The sequence below is a fragment of the Nodosilinea sp. LEGE 07088 genome (assembly GCF_015207395.1).
Taxonomy (GTDB): domain Bacteria; phylum Cyanobacteriota; class Cyanobacteriia; order Phormidesmidales; family Phormidesmidaceae; genus Nodosilinea.
Genome location: NZ_JADEWX010000029.1, coordinates 13,295 through 29,336, shown reverse-complemented (window position 1 = coordinate 29,336; position 16,042 = coordinate 13,295). Strand labels below are relative to the sequence as shown.

The window sequence follows — 16,042 nt, the reverse complement described above, 5'->3', positions numbered from 1 at the left end:
GACCGGGGAATAGGTACTCAGCGCCACCGTTGTCATAGGCCGCCAGCAGCGCCGCCAGCCCTACTCCACATACCGCGCCGTCATCGAGGCCGAGCTATGGCCCAGCAACCGCGCAATCTTGGCTAGGCTGTAGCCCTGTTTGTGCAGGTTGGTCGCAAAGCTACGCCGGAAGCTGTGGGTGCTCACCCCATCCAGCCCCGCAAACTCACAGGCATCGCGCAGCACCTTATCCGCCGCCTGCCTGCTGACGTGGCCACCCTGGCCGTTGTGGTGGGCCGGGAATAGGTAGCCAGCGCCGGGGGCATCGTAAGCCGTTAGAAAAGGCCTCAACACATCCACCACCATCGCCACCCGTGGCTTCTTAGTCTTAGTATTCTCGCGCCGGAAGCTGATCCGGTCGTTGGCCACGTCGGCCACATCGAGGCTCAACACCTCGGAAATTCTGGAGCCGGTGAAATAGGCGATCGCAAATACCGCCCTCCACTTATTGGTAGGCAACTCTGCAAAGATGGTGCGCAAATTCTCGGGAGTGAGGTTTCGCGCCTGGCCGCGCCGATCTACCTTGCGGGCCTCGGGCAACTCAATTGCCCCCAGCTCAAAATCTGCCGCTGTGAACATGGCCTACCTCTGATTGCCCTCTCACCCTACATGCTCTTTTGCTAAAACAGCAAGTAGAGATCAACGTGTCTAGGGGCTTTCTGGGTATTGGGTCATGCGGTGGTTTCACGTCTCACCTGAGACACCGGAAAATCCTTGGTTTTGCGTTGATCAGTCTCAGGACTAGAGCAATGAGACGGGAACACTGAGTCAGTGTCAGTCTTACATGCATTAACGCAAGACGTTTAGCCGTTTAGATGTCTGAACATTTAAGCATCTAAACTTTCAAGCGTTTAAGCATCCAGACTCCTAAACATCTGGTATGCTCACGACATCATTTAGGAGTTGAGGCAGTGATCATAACCGTCGTCAGCTTTAAGGGTGGAGTGGGCAAGACCACCACCGCCATTCATCTGGGAGGATACCTGCAAAGTCTGGGGGCAACGCTGGTAGTCGATGGCGACAGCAACCGCTCTGCTCTCCAGTGGGCTGGTAGCGATCGCCTCCCCTTTACCGTGGCTGATGAGCAGCGATCACCCAAGCTGCTCATGTCTGGCAAGTTTGAGCATGTTGTTATAGACACAGCCGCTCGGCCATCGTCTGATGAGCTAGCCAGCCTTGCCCAGGGGTGCGACCTACTAATCATTCCATGCAGCCCCGATGCCCTGAGTATGGGGGCTATGCTCCAGATGGTAGAGCCACTGCAAGGGCTTAAGGCAGAATATCGGGTATTGCTCACCATCATTCCCCCCAAGCCCAATGCAGCCGGAGCAGAAGCTAGGGCATCTTTGAACGACGCGGGGCTTCCTCTATTCACTGGCGGCATTCGCAGGCTGAACGCTTTTCAGAGGGCTGCACTTGATGGATGCCTAGTGAAGGACGTGAAAGGCGATAGCTACGCGGGTATCGCCTGGAGCTGCTACACCGCGATCGGGAAGGAGATATTACCGTGAGTGATCAGAACCGATTCGCCAACCTGCTTAAAGCAGCCCAGCAGCAGCCCGAAATAGAAACACCCGTCCCCTTTGAACCATTGCCAGATGTCCAAACATCTGAGCATCCAGACACTCAAGCATCTAAACAGCCCGACATCTCGACATCTAAGGCAAAGAGCAGCAGCAGCGACTATAAGCGCACCACCGTTTATCTAACTCAAGAGTTACACCGTCGACTAAAGCGGGCCAGCCTTGACGAGGGAATGGAGATGAGTGACATTGCCGAGTCTGCGATCGCGGCATGGCTCGAAGAGCATTCAGACGTTTAGATGTCTAAATGTTTAGACGCTTGGACATTCAATTCAGAATGAACGGCTTGGCTTTTGTTCGCTGCTTGACTGCTTTGGCGTAATTAGATTCTGGAGTGGCCTGAGAGTGGCGATACCGGAACACTCACCCCTAAACCCTTCAAACATCTGAACGCTTAAACGCTCAGATGTTTGAACTTTCAAGCATTTAGACATCTAAGCGCAAGGGCGGCAGCGACTAGAAGAGGACTACCGTTTGTCTAACACAAGAATTACATCCCAATTGAAAAGGGCCTGACTTGGCGAGGGCATGGAGGTGTATGGTGGCCGAAGCTGCGATCACGTCTAAACATCTAGATGTTTAAGCATCTGGATGAATGGTTTTATTTTTTGATCGCTCACTATTTGGTACAGAAAAATAAAACGGTATATCAGGGTTTCAGCCCCTTTCTGCCAGAGGGGTTCAATTGGTACGGAAATTAGAAGTGCTTAGCGTAGGTTTCTGTTCCATTACTACTCCAACCCACAGACAGGGCTTTTCACCACGCAATCTCAAGTATATTTGGGCCTTCGCCGAAGCCTGGCCTGATGAACGATTTGTGCACCAGGCTGGTGCACAAATTCGGGTATTGCACCGATTCGTGTGAAAATGGGCCACATCTCTTGAAGCCCTTGTAGAACAGTGGTTACAAGATTCAGAATTTCTGCGCTGGTCACGTCTCTTTATGGCCGCTGATCCACCAAATGACTGTTGCGCTATGCCCCAACCCCCTGCCCTTTTTCCCGAAGACGAAAATTACTTTGCCCTGATTAATGGCCTAAAGCAACGCATCCGTAGAGCGCAACTCAAGGCTGCCCTGGCTGTCAACCAGGAGCTGATCATGCTTTATTGGCACATAGGCCAAGAGATTGTGGAACGCCAGCTATCGCAGGGTTGGGGCAGCAAGGTCATTGACCGCATCTCCAAAGACCTCCGCCGCGAGTTTCCAGAGATGAAGGGATTCTCTCCTCGAAACCTGCAATATATGAGGGCTTTGGCCGAGGCCTACCCCGATGAGCAAATAGTGCTACAGGTCATAGCACAAATTCCTTGGGGGCATAACCAGTCGCTGCTCAACAAACTCAACAGCCCAGAACAGCGTCTGTGGTATGCCCGCAAAACCGTTGAATTTGGCTGGAGCCGCAACATCCTAGATCTACAGATCGACACCAATCTGTTTACCCGCCAGGGTGGTGCTATTACCAACTTTGAGCGCACCCTGCCACCTGAACAGTCAGACCTGAGCCGCGACCTGCTAAAAAATCCCTACAATTTCGAGTTTTTAGCCCTTGCTGATGAGGTGCAGGAGCGTGACCTGGAGCGGGCTCTGGTAGAGCGCATCCGTGACTTTTTGCTAGAGCTAGGGGTAGGTTTTGCCTTTGTAGGCAGCCAATACCGGCTTGAGGTAGACGGCTACGAGTACTTTATTGACCTACTGTTCTACCACCTGAAGCTACATCGTTACGTGGTCATAGACCTCAAGGTGACGGAGTTTAAGCCGGAGTATGCAGGCAAGATGAATTTCTACATCAGCGCTGTCAACCACCTGCTACGCGACGAGAGGGACGAAGCCACCATTGGCATCATCTTGTGTAAGTCCAAGAAGCGCACCACCGTTGAATTTGCCTTGGACGCAGTGCAGAACCCCATTGGTGTGGCTACCTACAAACTGCGTGAAGAACTGCCGCCAGCCTTACAGGGATGTCTACCCACCGCTGAGCAGTTGGAGATGGAGCTAGATGCAGCCATCAGGGAAATTGGGGCTGAGCAGGACAACTCTCCTCTGTGACCACGATAGCCTAACAACGAGTAACCACCTTCTTTCATACTAATTCGGGTCACCCTGAAAAGACTTATGGGTAAGGGTTTGAGGTACCTAGACCCTCTAATTTGCATCACCCTGTTTATCTATCAACTACACGCAGATGATAGAGCAGGAGTAAACGCTCATCCTCCGTCAGCTCAGACCAGCGTTTGCCCCCAAATTGGTCAGCAATGAACTGCCCAATCACCGGCGCAGACCACCCCAGGCTCCTGATCTGCTGTTGAATCTGCTCATGCAGGGCTGGGTTGTAAGTGGATGGCTCAGCATCCTGTGGAAAAGCAGGCTCATCCCCCCGCACCCCCCTTTCCGGAGAAAAAGAGATTTGATCCGAGCCCAAATCACCGGCGCAAAGCGCCTCACCCTTCATATATCTCTCCGAGGGGTGTAATTCCTTGATTTCTGAGGGTTCTAGCGATTCTGGCATGGCTTCGGAATTCACCTCTTCAGAGGCTAGAAAGCTTGCTAGCTGGGCTATTACACCCTCTTGATGTGCAGGGTGCCAGAGACTGAGGTGCTTGTAGAGGGTCTGCTGGCTGACTTTGGCCAACTGGGCGATCGCCTTGGCTCTCGCCGTGATTTGCTCAGGCAGCTCTCCGGCCTGCTCTAGCTCGGTATAGGCAGTACAGATGCGGTGCTGGGCGTCTTCGGCCTGCTGCTGGTTGAAGGGCACCAGGTTGTTCTTCGGTTGGCTGGTGTCGCGGCTGGGGGTGGTGCCCAGGGGCCAGTAGTAGCCTTCGACAGCTCTGACCCAGGCGGTGACTTTGCGCTCGATGTCGTGCTGGTGGCGGCAGTACTGCTCGTAGCCGGGGCAGGTGAGGGCGATGCGCAAGGTGTAGTCGATCAGGGCCTGGCCCTGGATGCTCTCGAAGACGTGGCCATAGCAGGCGATGGTTTTGAGCAGGTGGTTGGTCTGACCGTAGTCTGTCCAACCTTCGGTGATCTCAAGGTCGAGGTCGTGTCGCCAGCTCTCGACGGGGTGGCTGCGCCGTTTAGGGCGTTTGCGGTGGTTGTCGCGGCCTATTTTCATCGCAGGGCGCAGGGCGTCCATGTCTTGGTGGCTAGCTGCACCATCCCAGAGCCAGAAGAAGCGGGCCAGGCTACTGCCGATGGGGTTGAGGGCATCGTCAAGCAGGCAGGAGCCGCTGCCCGGCTGGAGGGGCAGCCGGTGGCCCATGTATTCGATGAAGGTCTGAACGCCGTAAGCTTTGACGTTGGGGAAGATTTCGAGCTGCCCCGCCTGGAGCCGGAACCCCTGGGCCTGGAGGCATTCTTTGAGGGTGACGGCCAGGTTAAAGGTGTTGACCAGTTCGGCAAAGGGGATGTACAGGTGCAGGCCACCGCTCCAGCTAGAGCGAATCAGCAGGGTGCGGGTGATGCCGATGGTCTCTAGGGCGGCACGGATCTGGGCGACGCCTTCGGCGGTGCAGTAGTCGCCACCGGCATCAAGGTCGAGCAGGGCGTAGCGGGTGTCGTGGGTAAAGCGGACGCCGATCAGCTGGTTGGCGTCTTGCCAGTGGTTCCACAGCACCCGAGGCCGCAACGGATAGGTGTTAACGGTTGTCCAAGCGGCTTTGGTGGTGGCGTCATCCGGCAGATCGGCACGAATGAAGCTCCAAGGGTAATGGCCAAAGATTTCACACAGCCGCTGGCCCGTGGGGTCAGCGGGGAGGGGTTCGGAACGGGGAGTCTTACACGACTCCTCGGCCCATCCTATAGATGCGGTCATGGGGGCCTCTCTCTCCTAAAAAAGAGCAATGAGTATTGCCCCGAGAGAGATCCGGTGTTACCATAGCCACACAAGCAATTAGCGCGTGACTCGGGAACTGGTCCTCTCGGGTTTTCGCTTTTTAAAGAGCCGGTGGCATTCGCTGCCGGTTCTTTTTGCGTATTAAGGGTCTGGTCAGGACGCTTAACACTGATTCACGCGATCGCCAGGTGGTCAGCCCAGCGGAGCGTTAATCATTGCCGGATCATAGTACAGGTGTCTATGTCGGGCAAGCAGACTCTAGATATTTGATTTCACTGGGTTTTTGGGGGTGGTATCGGCCTCCTAACGTGCAACAAAAGACTGTGGTTACCGCTCGGTTGGCGGTAGTTGCCAGGGCTCTAGACCAGCGTCGCGGAGCTGCTGTTCTAGACGGGCAACCTGTTCACGCAGGGCGTCGGGTTCTGCGTAGACTTCGCCCAAGACGGCTAAATCGGCCTCGGTTCTCTGGAGCCGCTGGGTGAGCACAGCCTCGCGATCGCTCTCGCTACGCTCCACCCCAAAGGCAGCATCAAACCGGCGTTCTAGGGATTCCTCTAGCAGGGCATCTACCAAGGCAAACGCTTGCTTATTCCCCCGGTAGGCTTGCCACAGCCAGTACTTGCTAACCACGGCCAAGGGGATGGCCTGAATCCGAGTTTGGCCCCTGGCTTGCTCTGGGTTGGGTTCCACCTCAATTTCAGCAATCGAATCCGTAAACCCCTCTCCCAGTAAGCGTTTAGCTGCCTTTGATCGCAAAAAATCGAAAGCGTTTCTAGGGGCTAACCCAACTGCGTCAGCCGCACTCGACAAGCTCATCCGATACTCACTGTTGGGCATTTGGTACCCCTCTGCATTTAATAGGCCGATCGCCACCGTGGTGCGTTTGGCCTTGTCTCCGGTGGTCATCCTGCCACCCGCTGCCACAGCCGGGCAATCTCGGCCAGAAGCACCTGAATGTTTTGGGTGAATGCCCGGTGCTCTGTAGCATTGGCTTGGGCCTCTAACTGCCACTGCTCACGAGCCGCCCGCATCTCTGCTCGGTCGGCCCTGGCCTCAGCCAGAAAAGTCTCAAAGCGCTGATCGGCTTCTGCCTTGTGCTGCTCTGCCCTCTGTCTATCGGCCCTGGCTTCTTCCAGCAGATTGTTGAACCGCTGATCGGTTTCCTGCTGCTGTTGCCCCAGGTTTGCAATCATCTGCACTGTGTCAGCGATCGCCTGTTCCATACGGGTGTTTGTGTTCGCCGCGATAGAGCTGCTGACTTCCTCGGCCTCAGCTATGCCATCCTCGATGCGAGTTGACCAGGCTTCAATGGCACGGGCGTTGCTGTCGGCGATCGCACGGGTTTCGCGCAGGCCAGCAGCGTTCTGCTCAACAATAATCTGGGTGCGGGCTTGGCTCTCCGCCACAGTGGCCAGCAGGGCTTCTACACGGTCTAGGCGATCGCTGCTCTGAGTCATTTGGTGGTCTCCGAGGGGATTTCTCCTGCTTCCTTAGCTGCCTCTATAGCCCGCTCAATCAGCACGGCGATCATTTGCGACATGGAACGACGCTCCTTATCGGCCAGCGCCTTTAGGTCGTCCTTCAGCTCTTCTTCAATAAACGCTGTGACGGTGACTTTGGCCATTTCATCAGGGTTATGGTCTGCAAACATCATACTCACCTATCAGGAAAGATCACACTTCGAACAAATTATAACTAAAGCTGTTATTAATCTAACAAGTTTTGTTAGGATACACCAAGACGCGAAACGGCATAGGTACAGGGCGGGGCCTAGTTGGCTCACTGTTTGCTGTGCCATGCCGCGCCAAACCCGTACCTGCAACGGACTAAAGGACTTTTAGCTATGACCGAATCCATAAGCCTTCATTCGTTCTGCAAAGAGAACGGCAACCTGCCTAAAACCTCCGTGCGCCGCTGGTTGAATGACAACGGCTACAGCACCAGCAACGGACTTAGCCCCGCTGCTGTAGAGGCTGCGATCGCCCAATTCTGCCCCCCTGCGGCCCCTCCCGAACCCACTGTTGGGGGGCTAACAATCCACGCTGGCAACCACTGCACCAGCATCGACTTGCCCAATTACCAAGGCATGACCGTAGACCTAGCCCAGTTTCGGGACTCTGAAGCGCTGGTGATTGATGACCCCTTAGCCGTAGCCGAGCAGTTTTTGCAGACTGCCGATCTGATTCAAGGGGCGCTTGCCGATGACATCGCCGCCCGTGAGCAGCGCCTGCAAGCCACCAAACAAGCCCAAAGCAAGATCGCCGCTAAGGCCCAGGAACTAGCCCTAGAGCAGCGCCTCTACCTCTTGCAGACTAGCCAGATTGATGCGGCCCAGACAGACGAAACCAAATCCCTAGCCGATGCCCTTGGAACGCTGAAAGCTTTGGGAAAGCCCACCGAGCCCGATACCGCTGCTGCTGGTTAGGGGGTTTAGCCCTGATAACCGCCGTTTTCATCCTGTTAACGCCGTAACTCTGGTCATAACGCTATGGAAGCTAAATTCACTCCCCCTGCCGTCCCCCTCGAATACCGTCGCGAGGTCGTTGGCGGTGCATCGCCTATCCAAAACATCTACCTAACTCCCGTTCCCTGGTGGCAAAACCGCCGTTACTGGGCAGCCGGTGGCATCGCGGTGGCTGCCCTCTCCGGCATTGCCTTCGCCTTGGCTCAGTCTGGCCGCACCGGGGACGAGGGCACCTATCAGAGCGAACTGCCCGCTCCTAACTACGAGAACGTGCTCGCTGCGGCCCAAGACCGGCTCTCGGGCAACTACGAAGACAGCCGTTTGGTGTTGGCCGATGTCGGTCGGTCGGTGCTCAACAATGAGGCCTATCGCTACCGCCAGCAGGCGGAACAGGACGTTCTGAAGCCTACTGACCCGTGCTACCAGCAGCAGCTCATTTGCCCCCTCAACCGCTATCAGCGTGACGCCCAGGTGATGTTGGATACGGCTAAGGGCGATCGCGATTGGCGACAGGCCCAGGCGGCGCTCTTCCGAGTTGAGGCCGTGGAGGTGGCCCGCTCGATGGCGTCTCTGCCCCAAGACCCGCCGACCAACTTGGCGGTGGTGGCGATTGAAAACCTGGTGCAGTACCACGACCGGCAACACTCCCTGTCTGAAGAGGTGCAGGCCCATGAAGTACGCGATTAACTACGCCCGCTTTATCTGGTTCCTGCTGTGGCGCTCGACGCCTGGGCATCTACTCCAGACCGCCATTGTCGCCCCTCTAACCGGCATCGTCCTGATTATGGTCTTAACGCGGCTAGCGGAGTTTCTGGTCGCGCTGCTACTGGGTTGGGGGTTGTTTCTGCTGGGGCTGTCAGCCGTTCGAGCCGTAGCGTTGCGATTCGGGAGGGGCGTTCGATGAAGCAGCATTACTTGCTCTATGGCTCCATTGGAGCGGCTGCCCTGGGGCTGTTCTGTGGTCTGCAACGGCCTGCCAGCAACCTCACCCCTGCTGACCTGGAAGCCTTCGCCAATGGGGCTCAGATTCGCTACGAGAAAACCTATCCCTATCTGCCTGCGGCGATTGCCTTTGGAGCGGTGGCCGTCGGCTGTGGGGTGGCCTGGGCGTTGGGGGGAGAGCAGCCCAAAGTTGCCATTACAGGCCCCCAGATCACACCAGAGCCGCAGGGCTGGAACGGGCAGGTGCCTTTCGCCGGGGCCACCGAGTCTTTCCGGGTAGGCAACCCTGCTGCCATTCTCGCGGCTCGTATGCGGCCTACCTTAATCTCGGCTAACCCACGGGTCGGCAAGGGGCTAACGGTGGCCCACGCCTACCGTCAGGCCCAGGTGAAACAGGGCGCGGTGGTGTGGGTGATTCAGCCCAAGTATCACCCCAAGGAGCATGGCTACTGGAAGCAGGCTGACAACGTGCTCGGGTTCATGGCTGATTCTCTGGAGTCCAAGGAGGATATCGACGACATCTGCGAGCAGATGCAGCGGTTTATCTTCGCTTGGCGGCAGCTGCCCCAGCGGCCCAAGGTGCTGATCATCGACGAGCTGGCGATGATGAAGACCGCCTTCAAGACCTGGTATGACGGGTTCCTTAAGTCGCAGCTCACCATGGAGCTGTCGTCAGGGGAGACGGATGATCGCGCTCTATGGGCCATTACTCAGTCGTCGCTGGTGGGCGATATCGGAGTCAGCGGTGGTATGAGAGCCACGTTTGACCTGCTCACGATTCAGACCCCCAGCAGCCAGAGCCATCTGGAGAGCCTGCGCAAGTCTGACACCAGCATTCCGCCGATTGAGGATGAGGTGATTTTTGAGCGATCGTTCTCGCCCAAGCAGGCGGTCTTCTACCACTCAGAAATCAAGGAATGGCTGCCGATGGTGGCCTATGAAGTGCCGAAACCGAGTTACGCCCCTGCAACGGCAGGTGCAACGGACGGAAACGAAGACGGGGTAAGGCTTTCGCCTCTGGGTGAAACGAAAGTTTCCACGTTTCCAGACCCCTCTTTAGCCCCGGATCTGCCCCTGATCATCGCGGTAACCAACGCGTTGGCCCAGGGGATGCCCCGCTCCCAAGTCATCAAAGAGGTGTTGGGTTGCACCGGCAAGAAGTACCAGGAGGGCTGTGATTTATTTGACCGCATCAAATCCATCATTGAGGAAAATTCCTAATGGCTAGCTCTAAGAACAATCAACTTGCCAATAGCAACAATGGCCCTGAGATTATCGACGGGCAAATCATCGACATCACGCCTCAGCTCAGCTCACCAGGTCGGGGCAGCGGTGTCCAGCTCGCGCCACGCAATGCCATGCGCTCTAACGTGCAGGATGGTGGCTGGTTCGATGCCACCAGCGGCAAGCGCAAGCCCATCTTTGTCATCACGCCCACTACCGATCCCTGGAGCATTTTCCCGGTGATTCGCAGCGGCCTCAGCTGCTTGCGGAACCACCCGCTACAGACGATGGGTGGGGCTTTTATCTCGGTGTGGGGCGGGCTATTCGTGCTCTCGGCTGGGCTCAATATCCTCCAAGGTTCGGCGGTCAAAGCCGGGGGCGACATCTGGAATCCGGTGGTGGCGGGGACTAACTTTGGGGCGATGTTGGTGGTGCCGACGCAGAGCATTGCGGGCAGCGCTCACAAGGTCTTGACCGGGGAAGAACGGGTCGGTCAACCGATTGAGACTCGTCCCTACACTCGCGCTGTCAAGGTCGGGGAGTAGCAATGCTGTTCTGGCGAATCAGAACCCGGTATCTGCTGGCCCTGGCGGCGTTGTTCGTCGGGGCCGCGTTTTTAGACCTGAAGCAGCCGGGCCGGGGGCAGTTCTACAACCCCATCTATGGGGTGAGGTCGTGGGTCAACACCCATCAACCTGCGGCGTGGCAGCTGGTGCATCGTCTATCTGGCGAGGATGCCCGTCTGCAAGCCTGTGTGGCGGTGGCTCCTGATCCGGTGGCCCTCGATGCCACCAAGGCGGAGCTGCGTAAGGCATTGGTGGGGGAGTCGGAGGTGATCGCTCTGGAGTGGCTGGGGCAGCCTGCCTGCGCTCTGGGTAACGGGGTCTACCGCTGGGCCTTGGACAACGGCCTGGCCCTCGATGTGACGGTAACAGAGGGGGAGGTGGCCCACAGTGAGCTCAACCGTTAAGGACATCAAGCCCCACTGGTCGGAGTTGCCGCCCACCTGGCGTTACGTGATTGGCACGGCGATGCAGGCGGGCGAGCTGGTGCTCAAGCTGGGCTGCGTGGGGGCGATCGCCACATCGACTTGGGTGATGGTGGATCAGGAGACGAACGAAACCTGGGGGGCTCGGTTCCGCAAGGCGAGCGCTATGGCGGAGGCAGTAGCAGGATTCTACGACGATGACTTCAAAGCCTCTATCAGCAAGGGCGATGTGATTGCGGGATACACGGTCAACTCGGGTTTTGGTCTGCGGATGCACCCCATCCATCAGGAGATGCGGATGCACTCGGGTATCGATTTGCCGACGCCTGAGGGGGTGTCAATTCATGCCATTGGCTATGCGGGCGATCGGGTGTCGGTGCGCTGCTGGAGCGACCCCAAGGGTTATGGCACGGTGGCGGATATGACCAGTTCGGCGTTCCCTGACATCACCTTTAGGGCAGCGCATCTGTCCCACTGCAAGGGAGGTGAGCATCGGGCCGGGGCAGTGGTGGCGAAGACGGGCAACACCGGCGGCAGCACGGGCGCTCACCTGCACTGGGAGCAGATCCAAGGGGGCGTAGCTCAGGCTCCGCAGAAGGGTTACTTGGTCTGGGCATTGAATGGTCGCAAGCCCAATGAGCGACTGGGGGATACGATTGCCCTCTACCAGGCGATTGTTGCCAAGGAATCGGGCGGTGACCCCAGGGCCGTCAACCCTGACACGGGGGCGCTAGGGCTAGGGCAGGTGATGCCGCAGAATCTCAATTGCGCCTGGGACGGCAAGCCGAAGAGCAACTGCGGCTGGGATTACGATGTATTGGGCCGCGATGTGTCGCCTCAGGAGTTTTTGCAAAGTCCCGAGATTCAGCAGCAGATCGTGGGGGTCAAGCTGGAGAGTGCGCTCCAGCGGCAAATCCAGGCGGGCCACGATATGAATACGGCGGTGAAGCGGGTGGCGGCGGAGTGGTACTCGGGCAATCCTGAGCTGGCTCACGACACTCGACCCCAGGCGGGCTATGAGTCGATCAAGAGCTATGCCGACAGTGCGGCAGAGAAGTTTCACCGGCTAAGGCAGGAGAACTTGGAGAAGTAGACCCTTGGCAGTGGGGGCGATAGCAGGGGTAAGCTGTCTAGCGTAAATAGAATTTCACCTCTGCCCCTGGCGATTGCTGGGGGCATTTTGTTGGTTATTGCCGCCGCTACCCATCCCTCACAACCCCTTAAAGGGGCCAAGGCCGGTGGGGCAATGGCAGAGGATCTATTGTGATCATCCCTCCCCCAAAAATTGCTAAAACGCCTGGTAGGTGGAGTTTAGGGGCATTTCACCCCGCCAGGGATGGCGTAGTGTCTGTACGGTTCGGATGCGTAGCCCTCCTGGGCGTAGCCACTCTCGCCGCTGAAGCTGCTGCGCCATCTAACGCTCGGTGTCGCCCTATAACGCCCCATGACGTCCAGGAAGGCCGAGGCAGAGGGCTCTGGCGAGCAAAAGCGGGCAATGGCGGTAAGTGGCGTCACATTGCCCAAAACGACACCACCACCAGACGGCAAGGGCTTTTAGCTGGGAGGTGCGATCGCGTGGAGGGGGTGCGATAGTGCGATCGCCCTCAAATTGATCAGCCACCGTCAGCCCATGCCTTTTGGGCCGTTTTTGGTGCTCACTGTTTGCAACAGATTGACCATCTCGGTCTTGCCCAGACGCTGGGCTAGTTCAAGGGCCGTTTCACCCTGGTGATCTCTAACCTGAACCAGGCCAGATTGAGGTTGAGCCTGACTTAAAAACAGCGCCACCAACTCCGGGCCAAAGAAACTCTGTTCTTCCAGCACGGCCTGGTGCAGGGCCGTTCTACCCTGATGGTCTTGAACTATCAGATTAGCCCCGGCGGCCAGGAGTTGCTGTGCCACCTCCAGGTTGACATCAAACAGAGCCGTTCTACCCTGGCTATCCTGTCGGTTCACATCGGCTCCGGCGGCCAGCAACTGGCCGATCAGCTCCGGGTTAAATCGATGGACATGCAGGGGCGTTTGTCCTGCCGCATTGGCCAGGTTAATGTCTGCCCCATAGTCAAGCAGCAGCAGCAGCACCGCTGGATTTAAAGAGGGGGTATGAATGACCGCGCCAGCATCGTTTTGTAGGGTCAGATCAGCGCCTGCTTGCAGCAATCGTTCTGCCACCCCTGAGTTTGACCAGGCGGCGTAGTGCAAAGGCGTAAAGTTTTGGTTACTGCGGGCGTTGACGTCGGCTCCGTGGCGAATCAGCAGGTCAGCAATCTCGGACGACCCTGCGTTGGAGACCAGGTGGAGTGGTGTCAGTTGTCCATTGTCTTGAGCGTTGACCTCGGCCCCGGCCTCAATCAGCAGGGCCATCACGGCCACATTTTTTTCGCCAAATACGTTGTGCAATGGGGTAATCCCATTCTGGTTGCGGGCATTAACGTTTGCTCCCTGCGACAGTAGGCTTTGAGCCAAGACCGGGGATGCACCGACGTAGTGGAGAGGTGTATTACCCTCACCGTCTTGGGCGTTGACATCGACGCCCTGCTCGATCAACTGCTGGGCCAGGGCGTCATCGGTAGAGAGCAGGTAGTTCAGCGGCAACCACTGCTCACCATATAGCAGGCAGGGCTGGTTCAAGTCTCCCCCCTGGTCAAGGGCTACGCTGAGAATCGCCTGATCGGAATTCCCAAAGGGGCTGAACTGGGCGACCAGCGTCTGACAAAACGGCGAGACATCGGCAGCTGGCCCGCCAGGCTGACTATTCGGAGTCGGGTCGGACATCCCGGACTCTGCTGGTAGATGCACCACAGCGGCAGTGCCTAGGGCCGTCAACACAGTAACTGCCGCCACTTTGAAGCCAGGCCCCTGGCGATGGGAAAAAGAGGATGGGAAGCCATAACCCATAAGTACTTGAACCCAATAACGTTCGGTTAGACGATAAACAAGGAGGATTTGCCAGGTGATCATTCAGTGTTGGGGGCAGCAAAGCCACTGTGCTGTTGATCGCCCTCTAACAACCTGCCATTGAGCATTACTGATCCTGCTGGGACTATAGCGCTGGCCTGATGGCTTACGACGGATCCACATTCCGCCCTTTGAAGTGTCACATCAAAAATTAAGGCGGCATACGCTCAACGGTGATGAAAGGGAGGTAAGGGTGTGATGAGTGACTCCAGTTTGACGGTCAAGAGGTGGCTTACCCGTTAACTCAATGGTTGAGAACACGCTGGTTAGCCGTTGGAGCTGGGTCTAGTGATTGCGTAGGTCACACGTTAATCCCAGGCCAAAGTCTGACTGGACATTTTGGGTTATTGCCGCCGCTACCTCACCCCTCGCACCCCGCCAACGGGGCTTTGGAGATTATCCCGCCTGCAAAATCGCTAAACCGATTGACGGATGGGGTTTAGGAGGGTTTTTCCCTGCCAGAAATGACTAAGGTCTGAACGGTTCGGAAGCGTAGCCCTCCTGGACATAGCCAGCCACAATGCCGTGCTATCTGACGCCTGATGACGCCTAGGGGGTGAGAATATAGCAAGGAGCTATCGCCATTTGTCACCCAACGACGCCAGACCCTGAGTGCCTAACGGAAGTGGGTAAAAGGCTTGGAACCTCGTCACAGGAACGGGAAAGGGTGATTGGAGTTAGGTGGCTACAATTTAAAAATCTCCTTGAAGTTTTGCCATGTGCGATTTTGATGTTCTAGTCATTGGGTCGGGGCCAGCGGGCACCATCATCGCGACTAGCCTTGCAGAACGGGGGCTCAAGGTGGGCGGTTTGACCGCTACGCCTGTGGACAAACCTTGGCCCAACACCTACGGCATTTGGGAAGACGAGCTAACGGCTCTGGGGTTGAGCGATTTCCTGAGTCATCGCTGGGATAACACTGTTTCTTACTATGCCAAAGGGGAAGTAAAGCACAATCGCGCCTACGGCCTGCTCGACAAGATTAAGTTCCAGCGCTACCTGCTTGATCGCTGCGCGGCAGGTGGCGTGAGCTGGCAGATGGCCCAAGCCCATGGCATTACTCATCAAGACTTGGGTTCAATCGTCACTACTGATGTTGATGTGGAATTAAAGGCGCGGGTGGTGGTGGACGCCAGCGGTCACAATCCGGTCTTCGCTAAGCGCCAGAACCAAGGGCCAGTGGCCTATCAGGCCGCCTACGGCATCGTGGGACGTTTCTCGGCCCCGCCGGTGCAGCCTGGGCGATTCGTCCATCAGGACTTTCGGAGCGATCACCTCTCCGACGTGGAAAAAGCCCAAACCCCGCCCACTTTTCTCTACGCCATGGACCTCGGCCAGGATGTTTACCTCATAGAAGAAACGTCCTTAGCTCTGGCTCCGGCGATGGGTTTAGATGTGTTGGAGCGCCGCCTACACCAGCGTCTCAAGTTTCGTGGTATCGAAATCGCGGAAGTCCACGAGGTAGAGCGCTGCCTGTTCCCCATGACTCTGCCCCTGCCAGACTTACAGCAGCCGGTGGTAGCTTTCGGTGGAGCCGCCAGTATGGTAAATCCGGCGTCAGGCTATATGATGGGCGCTTTACTGCGCCGCGCTCCCAGTTTGGCCGATGCTTTAGCCTCAGCCCTAGCCGATCCACAAAGTCCGCCCCAGCAAATCGCCCGCGCCGGTTGGCAGGGATTGTGGCCAGCTGATCGACTGCGGAAATACTACCTCTACCGCTTCGGCTTAGAAAAGCTGATGCGCTTTGACGAGCAGCGACTTAAGCATTTCTTCGATGCCTTCTTTAGCCTCCCCCAACACCAATGGTCGGGCTTTTTAGCCGATGAACTCTCTACCTCTCAACTGGTGGCGGCCATGGTAAAGCTCTTTGTGCAAGCTCCCAATGACGTACGCTGGGGTTTAATGCAGTTCCCCGGCCAAGAGAGCCAGCTTTTTTGGCAATTTTTGAGCCTGCAAGCGGCCCAAGCCTAAGCTCGACTTTAGCCATCTGGAGGGAAGCAGGGCGACCTGTTGG

The 16,042-nt window shown here is 57.0% G+C and carries 18 protein-coding genes; 11 read left to right on the top strand and 7 right to left on the bottom strand.

The features are described from left to right. Positions 1-60: 60 nt before the first annotated feature. A complete protein-coding gene (locus tag IQ254_RS09595) occupies positions 61-618 on the bottom strand; it encodes a site-specific integrase (protein ID WP_193965954.1) in 558 nt (185 codons plus the stop codon). 332 nt (positions 619-950) lie between these two features. Between IQ254_RS09595 and IQ254_RS09590 the strand changes: the two genes are divergently transcribed. The 3 genes from IQ254_RS09590 to IQ254_RS09580 all read left to right on the top strand — a co-directional run bounded on the left by IQ254_RS09590 (position 951) and on the right by IQ254_RS09580 (position 3,669). Further along, a complete protein-coding gene (locus IQ254_RS09590) occupies positions 951-1,550 on the top strand; it encodes a ParA family protein (RefSeq protein ID WP_193965953.1) in 600 nt (199 codons plus the stop codon). After that, positions 1,547-1,861: a plasmid partition protein ParG gene (locus IQ254_RS09585; RefSeq protein ID WP_084173699.1), complete on the top strand. Its 315-nt coding sequence runs from the start codon at positions 1,547-1,549 to the stop codon at positions 1,859-1,861. Before IQ254_RS09590 ends, IQ254_RS09585 begins: the two co-directional genes overlap by 4 nt. A gap of 737 nt (positions 1,862-2,598) precedes the next feature. Next, positions 2,599-3,669, top strand: a complete 1,071-nt coding sequence (locus IQ254_RS09580; protein WP_193965952.1) for a YhcG family protein — start codon at positions 2,599-2,601, stop codon at positions 3,667-3,669. A gap of 115 nt (positions 3,670-3,784) precedes the next feature. Here the strand turns inward: IQ254_RS09580 and IQ254_RS09575 are convergent, their stop codons facing one another. The 4 genes from IQ254_RS09575 to IQ254_RS09560 form a co-directional block, all read right to left on the bottom strand. Beyond that, complete coding sequence (locus IQ254_RS09575; protein WP_193965951.1) at positions 3,785-5,431, bottom strand: hypothetical protein; 1,647 nt, start codon at positions 5,429-5,431, stop codon at positions 3,785-3,787. A 348-nt stretch (positions 5,432-5,779) separates the two neighbouring features. Next, positions 5,780-6,358: a hypothetical protein gene (locus IQ254_RS09570; protein ID WP_193965950.1), complete on the bottom strand. Its 579-nt coding sequence runs from the start codon at positions 6,356-6,358 to the stop codon at positions 5,780-5,782. Then, complete coding sequence (locus IQ254_RS09565) at positions 6,355-6,909, bottom strand: hypothetical protein (RefSeq protein WP_193965949.1); 555 nt, start codon at positions 6,907-6,909, stop codon at positions 6,355-6,357. The genes IQ254_RS09570 and IQ254_RS09565 overlap by 4 nt, the downstream gene beginning before the upstream one ends. Then, a complete protein-coding gene (locus tag IQ254_RS09560; RefSeq protein ID WP_228040435.1) occupies positions 6,906-7,106 on the bottom strand; it encodes a hypothetical protein in 201 nt (66 codons plus the stop codon). Before IQ254_RS09560 ends, IQ254_RS09565 begins: the two co-directional genes overlap by 4 nt. 189 nt (positions 7,107-7,295) lie before the next feature. Between IQ254_RS09560 and IQ254_RS09555 the strand changes: the two genes are divergently transcribed. From IQ254_RS09555 to IQ254_RS09525, 7 genes are all read left to right on the top strand, one after another. Further along, entirely contained in the window at positions 7,296-7,877 is a 582-nt protein-coding gene (locus tag IQ254_RS09555) for a hypothetical protein (protein WP_193965948.1), read from the top strand. A gap of 63 nt (positions 7,878-7,940) precedes the next feature. Next, complete coding sequence (locus tag IQ254_RS09550) at positions 7,941-8,603, top strand: hypothetical protein (RefSeq protein ID WP_193965947.1); 663 nt, start codon at positions 7,941-7,943, stop codon at positions 8,601-8,603. After that, positions 8,587-8,820, top strand: a complete 234-nt coding sequence (locus IQ254_RS09545) for a hypothetical protein (protein ID WP_193965946.1) — start codon at positions 8,587-8,589, stop codon at positions 8,818-8,820. The genes IQ254_RS09550 and IQ254_RS09545 overlap by 17 nt, the downstream gene beginning before the upstream one ends. Further along, positions 8,817-10,079, top strand: a complete 1,263-nt coding sequence (locus IQ254_RS09540; RefSeq protein ID WP_193965945.1) for a hypothetical protein — start codon at positions 8,817-8,819, stop codon at positions 10,077-10,079. The genes IQ254_RS09545 and IQ254_RS09540 overlap by 4 nt, the downstream gene beginning before the upstream one ends. Continuing rightward, on the top strand, positions 10,079-10,627 hold the full coding sequence (locus IQ254_RS09535) for a hypothetical protein (RefSeq protein ID WP_193965944.1): 549 nt from the start codon (positions 10,079-10,081) through the stop codon (positions 10,625-10,627). The genes IQ254_RS09540 and IQ254_RS09535 overlap by 1 nt, the downstream gene beginning before the upstream one ends. 2 nt (positions 10,628-10,629) lie before the next feature. After that, complete coding sequence (locus IQ254_RS09530; protein WP_193965943.1) at positions 10,630-11,052, top strand: hypothetical protein; 423 nt, start codon at positions 10,630-10,632, stop codon at positions 11,050-11,052. Next, positions 11,036-12,163 (top strand): peptidoglycan DD-metalloendopeptidase family protein, encoded by a 1,128-nt coding sequence (locus tag IQ254_RS09525; RefSeq protein ID WP_193965942.1) that lies wholly within the window; start codon positions 11,036-11,038, stop codon positions 12,161-12,163. Before IQ254_RS09530 ends, IQ254_RS09525 begins: the two co-directional genes overlap by 17 nt. Positions 12,164-12,358: 195 nt before the next feature. Here IQ254_RS09525 and IQ254_RS32045 read toward each other — a convergent pair whose 3' ends face one another. Further along, entirely contained in the window at positions 12,359-12,484 is a 126-nt protein-coding gene (locus IQ254_RS32045; protein ID WP_255526991.1) for a hypothetical protein, read from the bottom strand. A 209-nt stretch (positions 12,485-12,693) separates the two neighbouring features. Next, complete coding sequence (locus tag IQ254_RS09520) at positions 12,694-13,845, bottom strand: ankyrin repeat domain-containing protein (protein ID WP_193965972.1); 1,152 nt, start codon at positions 13,843-13,845, stop codon at positions 12,694-12,696. Between the two features lie 900 nt (positions 13,846-14,745). Between IQ254_RS09520 and crtL the strand changes: the two genes are divergently transcribed. Further along, the gene (crtL, locus tag IQ254_RS09515; RefSeq protein ID WP_193965941.1) at positions 14,746-15,999 is read left to right on the top strand and encodes a lycopene beta cyclase; all 1,254 of its coding nucleotides are present in this window, start codon (positions 14,746-14,748) and stop codon (positions 15,997-15,999) included. Positions 16,000-16,042: the final 43 nt, after the last annotated feature.